The organism is Mycoplasmatota bacterium, assembly GCA_018394295.1.
Classification (GTDB): Bacteria; Bacillota_I; Bacilli_A; order Haloplasmatales; family Haloplasmataceae; genus JAENYC01.
In genome coordinates, this window is the sequence record CP074573.1 from 3,051,902 (window position 1) to 3,064,655 (window position 12,754).

General features: G+C 30.0%; 9 protein-coding genes. 4 read left to right on the top strand and 5 right to left on the bottom strand.

Going from position 1 to position 12,754, the window contains the following annotated elements:
• Positions 1-55: 55 nt before the first annotated feature.
• The 5 genes from KHQ81_14515 to KHQ81_14535 all read right to left on the bottom strand — a co-directional run bounded on the left by KHQ81_14515 (position 56) and on the right by KHQ81_14535 (position 5,655).
• The gene (locus KHQ81_14515) at positions 56-748 is read right to left on the bottom strand and encodes an RluA family pseudouridine synthase (protein ID QVK18018.1); all 693 of its coding nucleotides are present in this window, start codon (positions 746-748) and stop codon (positions 56-58) included.
• Positions 715-1,578 carry a class I SAM-dependent methyltransferase gene (locus KHQ81_14520; GenBank protein ID QVK18019.1) on the bottom strand — a complete coding sequence of 288 codons (864 nt, stop codon included), beginning with the start codon at positions 1,576-1,578 and terminating at the stop codon, positions 715-717. Before KHQ81_14520 ends, KHQ81_14515 begins: the two co-directional genes overlap by 34 nt.
• A gap of 24 nt (positions 1,579-1,602) precedes the next feature.
• Positions 1,603-2,130 (bottom strand): GNAT family N-acetyltransferase, encoded by a 528-nt coding sequence (locus KHQ81_14525; GenBank protein ID QVK18020.1) that lies wholly within the window; start codon positions 2,128-2,130, stop codon positions 1,603-1,605.
• Between the two features lie 19 nt (positions 2,131-2,149).
• Positions 2,150-3,523 (bottom strand): DNA repair protein RadA, encoded by a 1,374-nt coding sequence (gene radA, locus KHQ81_14530; protein ID QVK18021.1) that lies wholly within the window; start codon positions 3,521-3,523, stop codon positions 2,150-2,152.
• 95 nt (positions 3,524-3,618) lie between these two features.
• The gene (locus KHQ81_14535) at positions 3,619-5,655 is read right to left on the bottom strand and encodes an ATP-dependent Clp protease ATP-binding subunit (GenBank protein ID QVK18022.1); all 2,037 of its coding nucleotides are present in this window, start codon (positions 5,653-5,655) and stop codon (positions 3,619-3,621) included.
• A gap of 191 nt (positions 5,656-5,846) precedes the next feature.
• On the opposite strand from KHQ81_14535, the gene KHQ81_14540 reads away from it, so the two are divergent.
• From KHQ81_14540 to cysS, 4 genes are all read left to right on the top strand, one after another.
• Entirely contained in the window at positions 5,847-8,402 is a 2,556-nt protein-coding gene (locus KHQ81_14540; GenBank protein QVK18023.1) for a vitamin B12-dependent ribonucleotide reductase, read from the top strand.
• Between the two features lie 94 nt (positions 8,403-8,496).
• Entirely contained in the window at positions 8,497-9,747 is a 1,251-nt protein-coding gene (hflX, locus tag KHQ81_14545) for a GTPase HflX (GenBank protein QVK18024.1), read from the top strand.
• A gap of 71 nt (positions 9,748-9,818) precedes the next feature.
• Positions 9,819-11,273 carry a glutamate--tRNA ligase gene (locus tag KHQ81_14550; protein ID QVK18025.1) on the top strand — a complete coding sequence of 485 codons (1,455 nt, stop codon included), beginning with the start codon at positions 9,819-9,821 and terminating at the stop codon, positions 11,271-11,273.
• Between the two features lie 123 nt (positions 11,274-11,396).
• Entirely contained in the window at positions 11,397-12,752 is a 1,356-nt protein-coding gene (cysS, locus tag KHQ81_14555) for a cysteine--tRNA ligase (protein ID QVK18026.1), read from the top strand.
• Positions 12,753-12,754: the final 2 nt, after the last annotated feature.

A 12,754-nucleotide genomic window follows, 5' to 3' on the forward strand; every position in this document is an offset into this window, starting at 1 on the left:
CATCCTTTCAATGTATGTTCTGTATTATTATAGCAAATGTGTTTTTTCATTTCAATTAAAATGAAAATTCATTAAATGGAAAATTTGTGGATGGTTTTTTCGTAAAAGTGAGTAATTCTTTAGTCGTTGGATGATAAACTGATAATTGATAAGCGTATAAACCGATAGAAGTGAAACCATCTTTTTTTCCATATTTTTTATCTCCAATTAAGGGATGATGAATATGTGAAAATTGAACTCTAATTTGATGGGGTCTTCCAGTCTTTAAATCTATATCTACTAAAGATAAGTTATCTTTAAATTGAATACGTTTATAATGTAATTCAGCTCTTTTTACCTGACTAACCTCTTGTGGCTTAACATAAACAGTATTTGTTCTTACATCTTTTTTTAAATAATTAATAAGTGTGTCTTCGACTTTTGTTTTACCATGTACAACGGCTAAGTATTTTTTTTGAAAAGAGTGATTTCTTACTTGTTCACTTAAGCGAGAAGCAGCTTTACTTGTTTTGGCAAATATCATAACACCACCCACCATACGATCTAAACGATGGATGAGTCCTAAAAATACATTGCCAGGTTTATTAAATTTTTCTTTCAAATAAGATTTAATCAAGGTTAGCATGTCTTTATCGCCTGTGTTATCTTCTTGACTTAATATTCCTGGTTCTTTTACAACAACGATAATATGATTGTCTTCATATAAAATCTCCATTACTTCATCTCCCAGCGGGAATAAATACCGCATGGTAAAACAAGATTAGTTTTAGAGGTTTTTAATCCTAATTCTCCTGATTGTAAATTTCCGGGATATTTTTTATTTAAAGTCGTTTTCATTATATTGTGTAAAACAATTGGAGAAAACGCGGAAGTATAACTATTAATGATGTAAAATAATGGTTTTTCACTTAATACATTCAATGTTAAATTAATCAAATCCACTAATTTTTCTTCAATTTTCCATACTTCATTTTTTGTTCCTCGTCCAAAAACAGGTGGGTCCATGACAATCGCATCATAGGTTCTTCCGCGTCTTATTTCTCTTTCAACAAATTTAATAACATCATCAACGATAAAGCGAACATTTCGGTCCCCTAATTGTGACAATTGTATATTTTCTTTCGCCCAAGAAACAACGCCTTTAGCTGCATCAACATGACACACTTCAGCACCAGCATAAGCACAAGCAACTGTTGCTCCTCCAGTATAAGCAAATAAATTAAGAACTTTAATCGGACGTTTCGCTGTTTTTATTTTTTCAATCATAAAATCCCAATTAACAGCTTGTTCTGGAAATAACCCGGTATGTTTAAAACCAGTTGGACGAATATAGAATTTTAAATTATTATATTCTATTGTCCAAGACTTAGGAAATGAAGCAATCTTCCATTTGCCCCCACCAGTAGAACTTCTTTCATAATAACCATGATATTTATCCCACGATGAAAAGTCCTGACGTGGCCAAATTGCTTGTGGGTCAGGACGTCTTAAAATATATTTTCCCCATTGTTCAATCTTTTCATTATCTCCTGCATCAATTAATTTAAAGTCTTTCCAATTATCTGCAACTAAAAGCATTTTTTCCTCCTGTATTTATAATTATTATGACAAATATTTTTCAAATCTTATATCATCGTACCATATCCCATTATAAAATGTAAACCGAGGGATACGGCCAATCGGTTGATAACCTAATTGTTTATAAAATGAAATGGCTTTTGTGTTAAATTCAAAAACACCTAATTCCATCCTAGTAAATCCTATACTTTTTGCATATTGTTCAATATAACACATGGCTATCTTTCCAATCCCTAATCCTCGATAAGGTTTTTCTCCAATTGTGATCCCTAACCAGCAAGAGGATTGGTCTTTTTTGAAAAGAAAGTCAGGATTATCAATAATATTAACATCCCCTATAATATAATTATCTGCCACAATAAAAAATGCATGCTTCTTATATTTGGTAATAAGGTTTGATTGAGAAACATATTCAGGTGATATATAACTTAATGATCCTTGATAAAAATTGGGTGAAATTAAATAATTGATTTCTGGGTCATTAAACCATTTGGCTAAAATGGCACAACTGTTCATATCAGAGAAATCAATTGGGATAAAATCAATTTTCATTCTTACACCTCATATTTATTTAAAATGAAGTATCTAAAAAAACCTTCTTGACAACATCATCAATATTGCTTATACCGATTACTAAAAAATCTTTTGGGAGTTTGTATTTTTCAATATCTTTTTTTGGTATAAAAGCTCTTTTAAAGCCCATTTTATAAGCTTCCTGGCATCTTGCCTCTATTCTTGATACACGTCTCACCTCTCCAGTTAACCCAACTTCACCGATAAAAACATCTAGAGGATTAAGGGGTTGGTTTTTATAACTTGAAACAATGCTCATTAAGATGGCTAAATCAGCCGCTGGTTCACCTATTTTAGCTCCTCCAGTTACTTTAATATAAGCATCTTGGTTTTGAAGGGTATATCCTAAACGTTTTTCAATAACAGCAATTAATAATGATAATTTATTATTATCAAATCCTGAAGCGGTTCTTTTAGGATTATTAAAAGAAGTGGTTGATAAAAGGGCTTGTATTTCAATTAAGACAGGTCGTGTACCTTCAATACTAGCTACAACACTAGTACCAGGGTAACCTAAAGAACGATCTTCAAGAAAGATACCAGAAGGATTTAAGACTTCAACCAACCCATCTTCTCTCATGTCAAATACGCCGATTTCATTTGTTGAACCAAAGCGATTTTTAACGGCTCGTAGAATTCTAAACGTATGGTGATTATCTCCTTCAAAATATAAAACTGTATCCACCATATGCTCAAGCATTCGTGGACCTGCGATGGCACCATCTTTTGTCACATGTCCTACTATAAAAGTTGGGATGTTTTTGGATTTAGCAAGTTTCATTAATGTTTGTGTACATTCTCTTACTTGAGATACACTCCCTGGGGCTGAATTGATATAATCTAAATAAATCGTTTGAATTGAATCAATTATAATGTATTCAGGATGTATATTTTCAATCTGATTAAGCACAGCTTGTAAATTATTTTCTGAATAAATATATAGTTCGTCACAATTAATACTTAATCTTTCTGCACGATTTTTTATTTGCTGTGGAGATTCTTCGCCACTAACATATAAAACAGTTCCCTTTAAGGCAATACTTTCACTCATCTGTAGTAATAAAGTAGATTTTCCTATTCCTGGATCACCACCAATTAAAACCAATGAACCTAATATTATTCCGCCGCCTAAAACACGATTAAATTCTTGAAGGGATGTTTTAATTCTAATTTTCTCATCTATTTTTAATTCATTAATTTTTTGGAGTCTATTGTTTGTAGATATAGAATTTTGATGATGGGTCTTTTTTTTGGGTTCTTTAATTTCTTCAACCATTGTGTTGTATTGTCCACAACCAGGACACTTTCCGACCCATTTTAAAGTTTCATTACCACATTCTTTACAAAAGAATATTGTTTTTGTTTTTGCCACAGAACCCCTCCTAAATTTCTTATAAAAATTTCTTTGAAATTTCTTATTAAATGAATTATAACGTATTTATGGGAAGAATTCCATGAAATTATATACTATTTTTTGATAAAGAAACGTTTTTCTTTTTCATTATATTTTATCACAAAACTATTTTGTTCATGATTAAAGAAACATTCATATAATAGATTTTCTAATTCACTATTATTATTTTTATCAATATGGGCGACAATATCATCAAAATCTTCAAATACAAGTGCTTTATTGTTAGTTTTAAAATATAAAATATATTTATCTAGTAAAGATTCTTGTTCTTTAGTGGTTTGTTTTAAGAAACGATTAAGGTTAATCTTCTCTTTAAAACGAAGTTCTCCTTTGTACTTCTGCTCAATTTCTAAGTTCAAGAAACCAATAGATTTATGATTAGAATTTTCAGTGGCTATTATTATCGTATTTGTAAAATATATTTTGTTGCTAGCTAAATCTTCAACATAGCCACTATTTAAAATATCTTTAAATAATTGTGTGATATTCTGTGCACAATTTTCGATATTTTTTAGTAGAATAATTGACCGAGGGTATTTTTGTACAAATTTTGTTAAAGTATTTGGATTATCAAAACCAACATATCCAGGAGGAGAGCCTATTAGATTTGAAATACTATGTTCATCTGAAAAATTATTAAGATTAATTATTTTGAGTGCTTCATTACGAATGTTGAAGATATAAGAAATATCATCGATAAATAGATTCAACTGATTCTCATCGGTATACTGACAGAGGATACTTGTTATGGGTTCAAATGAATTTGTTATATTACTATAATAACGAAGAAAATACTTTTTTAAGAAAGGATAACATTCTAATTTTTTTAAGCTTTTGTTATTGTAGTGTTGGTTATTAACAGTTTTAATAATGTAATCAATCGTTTTGAAAGAAATTTGATTTAATTGATTTAATTTAGCGTAAGAACATGCTTCATCTAAAACATCAATAGCCTTATCAGGAAAATAACGATTGATAATTGCTTTTTCAACATGTTCACATAAATAAGGAATCGTGTTTGAAGGGATATCAATCTGATGAAATTTTTCAAAATATTGTTTAATATTCGTGAGAATATTAATCGTTTCTTCTAATGTGGGTTCATCTACGAAGATCGGTAAAAATCTTCTTGATAGAGCTGTATCATTAGCGATATGTTTATAATATTCATCAATAGTTGTAGCACCAATACAATTTAATTCACCGCGTGCTAGACTTGGTTTTAATATATTGGCTACATCTAAATTACTATCTCCATTTCCAACATTAATAATATTATGAATTTCATCAATAAAAACAATTACTTCTTCCTTGTTTTTAACAGAATCTAAAAAATCCTTGATTCTTTGTTCAAAGTCACCACGATATTTTGTTCCTGCTAGTAATGATGTAATATTAAGTGAAACAATTAGTTTGTTAGCCTGCTCTTTATAGTATTTTTGAGCAAGACCTTCAACTATCGCACTTTTACCAACCCCAGCATTTCCAATTAATATCACATTCCGTTTATTCCGTTTATTTAGTATATTTGTGATACGGGTTAGAATTTTCTCTCTTCCAATAAGGGGTAGTAATTTATCTTTCTTAACGAGTGAAGTGATATTTTCAACAAAAGAAAAATTATCAAATAATTGTTTTTTATCAAATGAATCTTCCACGTTCCACCCCATTACATCAGTAATTTCTGTAATTAAATTATCTATATCAATCGGTAGATTTTCTAGTACCTTATAAGCAATACAATCAGTTACTTTTAGTAAAGAATAGAATAAATGCTCTTCATAAACAAAATCAGATCCTGTTTTTTTACTTATGTTTGAAGCATAATCTAACACAGAACGAAATTTAGGTGTATAGATAACTAAACCAGGTATGTTTTTTCGAAAGACATTGATTTTTTTAATTTCATCTAAAATATGATTTTCGGTAATTTTTAATTCTTTGAGTAAAATTTGGCAACTACTGTTAGGTTCATTGAACAGAGATAATAATAAATATTCTGTTCCAACGACATATTCATTTTGATTTAAAGCAAATCGATGACTTCTTATAATAATTCCCTTAGCTTGACTAGAAAATTTATCATACATCTTTCTCACCTTTCTTTCTTATTAAAGATATATGATAATGCTCAGTGATTATTGCTTATTCCGATAAAAAATATGTGATTTAATATTTTTTTAATAAAATTTTGAAAGTTAAAATTTCGGTTTGGTGTTGTTTTCAGAGGATATTTAGTTTATAATTCAAGTTAGATTATTTTTAAAGAGGAGGAATATTTATGCAGGCAAAATATGAAAAGCGGTATATACAAAAAATAAATGATGATATTATTACATATTTTCCTCATTTACATACGATTGATGAGACAATGAAAACAACTCACGCAGGTGTTTCAAGACTAGTGATGCTTGACCGTTATGCTCAAAAAGATATTAACCGGATTTCATTAAAAGAAGATGATATCGTTTTAGTAGTGGTAAAAGATGACCCTAAATTTCCAGCACGTGGAATTGGAAAAGTGATAAAAATTGATCGTAAAAATGGGTATGCAGATATTTTAATTGAGGAAGAATTTAGAGGAACATTAAGCGATTCGAAAGAAATAGAAACAGGCATTGTTAAAAGAAAGCTTGATACAATAGATAAACCTTTAGAGATTTTTTATGAACAGATAGCTAAACGAGTAGCGCATGATTTAGCTAAAAATGAGAAGAGTGCTGAAAAAAGTAAAGAATGGGAAGAAAAATTTTTTTATGAATTAAAAAATTTAAACTTTGTACCTGCTGGTCGTGTATTATATGGCGCTGGTAGTGGTACACAAGTTACTTATTTTAATTGTTTTGTAATGCCATTTATTGAAGATTCTCGTGGTGGTATTAGTGACCATCGTAAACAAGTAATGGAGATTATGAGTCGTGGTGGGGGCGTTGGTACGAATGGTTCTACTTTACGACCTAAAAATGCTTTAGCTAAAGGTGTTGGAGGAAAATCAAGTGGTGCTGTTAGTTGGTTAAATGATATCGCCAACTTAACACATCTTGTTGAACAAGGTGGTTCAAGACGTGGTGCGCAAATGATTATGCTTTCTGATTGGCACCCAGATGTACTAGAATTTATTATTTCAAAAATGCAGAATCCTCGTATTCTTCAATATCTGATCGAAAATTTAAAAGATGAAGATATCATTCGTCTAGCAAAAGAAAAATTAAAATTTATTCCTCTTTCTGATGATGAATATAAAATGTATTCAAATATCATTAGCGTATCTGAAGATAATGCTCCATCTCCTTTCTCAGATGATATTGTTTTAAAAGCTAAGAAATTAGTGCGTGATGGTGGAAAATATGAAGTCAACAATCCTGAGTTTTTATCTGGTGCTAATATTTCTGTTACTTTAACAAAAGAATTTATGAAAGCAGTAGAAGAAGATGGTGAGTTTGAACTTCGTTTCCCTGATATCAATCATTATGATGCAGAAACTAAAAAAGCTTATGATGAAAAATGGCATGAAGTTGGAGATGTCCGTGAATGGGAAGCATTGGGTTATAAAATAGCAACTTATAAACGAATAAAAGCACGTGAAATGTGGAATTTAATAAATATTTGTGCTACTTATTCAGCAGAACCAGGTATATTCTTTATTGATAATGCGAATGAGATGACAAATGCACAGGGATATGGTCAGAAGGTTGTAGCAACTAATCCATGTGGAGAACAACCACTAGCACCTTATTCTGTATGTAATTTAGCAGCAATCAATTTAGCCAATATGGTTGATAAAACAAAAGGTAGAGTTGATTGGGAGAAACTACGTAAAACAGTTCAAACTGGTGTACGTATGCAAGATAATGTCATTGATTCCACACCATACTTTTTAGAAGAAAATAAAGAACAAGCATTAGGTGAAAGACGAATTGGTTTAGGAATTATGGGATTACATGACTTATTAATTTGGTGTAATGAGCGTTATGGAAGTCCATCAAGTAATAAATTAGTTGACCAAATATTTCAATATATCGCTACAACTGCATATGAAACCTCAATTGATTTAGCGAAAGAAAAAGGAAGTTTCTCATTCTTAGAAACAAAAGGGTCAAGGGATTTATTTGTGAAATCAGGCTACTTAAAGAAAATGCCAAGATTTATTAGAGACGGAATCTTAACTTATGGAATTAGGAACTCACATTTATTAACGATTGCTCCTACTGGTTCTACAGGAACAATGGTTGGGGTGTCAACAGGTTTAGAACCATACTTTGCATTTACTTATTTTAGAAGTGGTCGTTTAGGAAAATACATTGAAGTGAATGCACAAATTGTTGATGATTATTTAGCGATACACCCTGAATATGCAAAAGATCAATTACCTGATATATTTGTTAATGCGATGCAATTAACACCTGAGGAACATGCGGATATGCAATGTATTATTCAGCGCTGGGTAGATTCTTCTATCTCTAAAACCGTTAATGCACCACGTGGATTTACCGTTAATGATGTGCAAAAAGTGTATGAGCGTTTATATAAAGGTGGCGCTAAAGGCGGAACCGTTTATGTAGATGGTTCTAGAGATTCTCAAGTATTAACATTAAAAGCTGAAGAGAATAAACTTGAACAAATTGATGCGATGCAATTTGGATTAGAAGTAGATGAAGTTGTTGAACCAAAACCTCATAAAGAAGATAATATTAATCCTCCTAGAACAAAGGCAAATAAAAATATTGGTGTAGAAGTAGGGGATATTTGTCCAATTTGTTTAGAAGGAACAGTCGAAGAAATTGGTGGATGTAATACTTGTACAAATTGTAATGCACAATTAAAATGTGGACTGTAATCACATAAGAAAATAAAAAAGATTATCATGATATATTTTGATAATCTTTTTCTTTTCAGTTATAATAATAAATAGTAAATGGAGATGATCTTATTTGAATGTAAATAATGAAAAAAAATATGAAAGAACCTTACTCGTAGGGACTTATACAAATGATGAAGAAGAGTTCATATATTCGATGGAAGAATTAGAAAATTTAGCTATTAGTTGTGAATTAAATGTGATTGGTCAAATAACTCAAAAATTAAGAACAATAACTGCAGCTACTTATTTAGGGTCGGGAAAAGTCGATGAAATAAAGCAATTTGTAGAAGCAAATGATATTGAAATGGTTGCCTTTAATGATGATCTATCGACTTCTCAAACAAGAAATATTCAGGAAATTATTGGATGTCAAATCATTGATAGAACCTTATTGATATTAGACATTTTTGCAAGACGTGCTAAGACGAAAGAAGCAATGCTTCAAGTTGAAATTGCTCAATTAAAATACATATTACCAAGAATTAGTATTATGAGGGGTAATTTTAATGAACGTTTAGGTACAAGAGGTCCTGGTGAAACAAAATATGAATTAGATAGACGTAAAATTGAAAAACAAATTTCATTATTAGAACAGGAATTAAGTACGATGGTTTCAAATCGTCAAGTACAAAGACGAAGACGTAATAAAAATGAAATTCCTATAGTTAGTTTAGTTGGGTATACAAATTCAGGTAAATCTACTTTGATGAATACATTATTAGATTATAGTATTGTTAAAAATGACGATAAAAGGGTTGTTGCGCAAGATTTATTATTTGCGACATTAGAAACCACAACAAGACAAATTGTTTTAGAGTCTAAAAAGAAATTATTATTGACGGATACTGTTGGCTTTGTTAGTCGGTTACCCCATCAATTGGTAAAAGCTTTTCGGTCTACATTAGAAGAAATTACTGAAGCTGATTTAATATTACATGTCATTGATTTATCAAATAAAGATTATGAAAGACAATTAGAAGTGACAGAAAAAGTATTAAAAGAAATCGGTGTCACTGGCATTCCAATCATTCATGTTTATAATAAAATTGATAAGTTTGATAGCTTGAATGTAGGGGATGGAGTCTTTATTTCCGCTAAAAATAAATCTAATATTGATCATTTACTTAATGAAACGAGTAAAATATTATTTAAAAATTATAAAACAGTTAAAATGTTAATTCCATATGCTAGTGGGTATATTTTTAATTACTTAAAAGAAAATGCCAATGTAATTAGAGAAAGTTATATAGATGAAGGAATTGATGTAACTGTTGAACTAAGTGATATATTATTTCAGAAATATAAACATTTAATTCGATAACACTGTTTTTTTGGAAAAATTATGTTAAAATATTGAAGATAATAAAAACGATTGATTAAATAGGAGGAATCATGAAAGTTCGTGTAAGATACGCACCAAGCCCTACAGGCTATTTACATATTGGAAATACTAGAACCGCGTTGTTTAACTTTTTATATGCGAAAAAACACGGGGGGGATTTTATCGTTCGTATTGAAGATACAGATGTAGAACGAAATGTATCTGAAGGTGAACAATCACAATTAAGACATCTAAAATGGTTAGGGATTGATTATGATGAATCTGTGGATAAAGCAAACCCTAAGTATGCCCCATATCGTCAGTTAGAAAGATTAGATATCTATAAAAGGTACGCAATGGAGCTTGTTGAACGCGGATTAGCTTATAAATGTTATTGTACTGAAGAAGAACTCGCAAAAGAACGTGAAGAGTTATCAGAAGATAAGGCATCTCATATGCATTATTCACGTCGTTGTTTAAATGCTTCAAGTGAGGAATTAAAAGAATTAGAAAAACGTGGTGAATATACTATTCGGTTTCAAGTACCAGAAAATGTTACCTATGTTTTCAAGGATATTGTGAAAGGAGAGGTTTCATTTTCATCTGAAGATATTGGTGACTGGGTAATTATGAAACGAAATGGTATCCCTACTTATAATTTTGCGGTAGTGATTGATGATCATTTAATGGATATAACCCATGTATTACGCGGTGAAGAGCATATTACTAATACTCCTAAACAAATGGGGATATATGATGCCTTTGGTTGGGATTATCCTACATTTGGACATATGACATTGATTGTTAAAGAAGATGGGAAAAAGTTATCAAAGAGGGATCCAAATATTATTGCTTTCATTTCTCAGTATGAAAAAATGGGCTATTTACCAGAAGCGTTATTTAACTTTATTTCCTTATTAGGATGGAGTCCTGAAGGAGAAGAGGAAATCTTATCGAAAGCAGAGATAATCGATAAATTTGATGAGAAACGTTTATCTAAATCACCTGCAACGTTTGATAAAAATAAGTTAATGTATATAAATAATCGTTATATTAAAGAATTACTCCTTGAAAATATGGTAACATTGTGTAAACCCCATATTGATTGCCATGAGACATTGAAAGAGAAATCAACAGAATGGATTACAAAGTTAGTTGGTTTATTCCATGATAGAATGTCTTTTGGCGCAGAAATAATCTCATTGTATCATGAATTTTTTGAAAAAGATTTTGTGATTGATGAAGAAGAATTAACATTTATTAAACAAGATGGTGTTAAAACAACATTAGAAGTATTTAAATTGAAATTAGAGGAATTAACTGAATTTAATACTGAGAATATTAAAAAATGTATTAAAATGGCAGGGAAAGAAACAAAGGCAAAAGGGAAACTGTTGTATATGCCTTGTCGAATCGCAACAACATCACAAATGCATGGACCTGATTTACCAAAAGTAATTGAATTATTAGGTAAAGTAGAAGTAATTAATCGACTAGAAAAAACACTAGCATTATTACCTGCTTAGTATGTGGGTATAAAGCCGCATACGTGCGGCTTTTGTATTTGCACAAATGAAAAGTCTTGCAATTTGTCATAAAATAGCACAAAATTAAATTAGCATGCAAATTATATATAAAGAGGTGATATTATGTATATCTATAATTCGTTAACGAATCAGAAAGAAGTATTCAAAACAATTATACCTAATAAGGTGAATATGTATGTATGTGGGCCAACTGTTTATAATTACATTCATATAGGAAATGCTAGACCTGTTATTTTTTTCGATGTGGTCAAAAGATATTTAGAACATCGTGGTTATGATGTAACTTATGTATCAAACATTACAAATGTCGATGATAAAATTATTAATGCAGCTAAAGAAAATCAGGTTAGTGAAGAGGTTATTGCTAACCGATATAAAGAAGCTTTTTTAGAAAATGTTAAGCAATTAAATTGTGTTGAATTTGATATAAACCCTAGTGTAACTGATTATATGTCAAATATTATAAATTATATAAAAGAACTTGAAAATTTAGGTTATGCCTATGAAGTAGAGGGTGATGTTTATTTTTCAGTCAATAAGATAAGTTCCTATGGCCAATTATCAAATCAAGAAACAGAAAGTCTTGAAATTGGTGCAAGAATTACAGAACATAGTAAAAAACAAAATCCTTTAGACTTTACATTATGGAAGAAGACAGATGATGGAATCAAGTGGGATTCTCCTTGGGGAAAGGGTAGACCTGGATGGCACACAGAATGTGTTGCGATGATAAATGATACTTTAGGTTCATTAATTGATATTCATGGTGGAGGTTCAGATTTAAAGTTTCCACATCATGAAAATGAAATTGCCCAATCGATGGCGATGAATAAAACAATATTAGCTAATTATTGGATGCACAATGGTCGATTAATGATTGATAATGAAAAAATGAGTAAATCGTTAGGAAACTATATATTAATTAATGATTTTTTATCTCATTATGATTTTCGTGTATTACGTTTATTTATGCTTTCTACACATTATCGTCAACCACTTAATTATACATTTGAAAATATAGAGAATATTAAAAATGAGGTAACTAAGATTGAAACTTCTTATAAACAACTTCAAATGAAGTTAGATTTAAATCATTATTTAGATGAAGTGGTATCAATTAATGATTTTTCACAGACTATAATCAATCAATTTAATCAAGCAATGGATGATGATTTTAATTCAGCGAATGCGATTACTGCTTTAATGAATTTAATAAAAGAAGTTAATAAGGTTATTCGTAAGCAAATATTCACTATAGATGAATTAAAGTATATGTTAAGTTTACATCATACCTTTAAACAGATTTTAATGATTTTTGGAATTAGTTATGAGATTCCACGATTAGATAATGAAATTAGAGATTTAATTAAAATAAGAGAAGAAGCTAGAAAAAATAAAGATTTTGAAAAAGCTGATAAAATTCGAGCGATATTAAATGAAAAAGGAATAAATATATAAAA

Coding starts and splice junctions, on each gene's coding strand:
- KHQ81_14515 (QVK18018.1), bottom strand. CDS start 748: ATGCGGTATTTATTCCCGCTGGGAGATGAAGTAATGGAGATTTTATAT.
- KHQ81_14520 (QVK18019.1), bottom strand. CDS start 1,578: ATGCTTTTAGTTGCAGATAATTGGAAAGACTTTAAATTAATTGATGCA.
- KHQ81_14525 (QVK18020.1), bottom strand. CDS start 2,130: ATGAAAATTGATTTTATCCCAATTGATTTCTCTGATATGAACAGTTGT.
- KHQ81_14535 (QVK18022.1), bottom strand. CDS start 5,655: ATGTATGATAAATTTTCTAGTCAAGCTAAGGGAATTATTATAAGAAGT.
- KHQ81_14540 (QVK18023.1), top strand. CDS start 5,847: ATGCAGGCAAAATATGAAAAGCGGTATATACAAAAAATAAATGATGAT.
- KHQ81_14550 (QVK18025.1), top strand. CDS start 9,819: ATGAAAGTTCGTGTAAGATACGCACCAAGCCCTACAGGCTATTTACAT.
- cysS (QVK18026.1), top strand. CDS start 11,397: ATGTATATCTATAATTCGTTAACGAATCAGAAAGAAGTATTCAAAACA.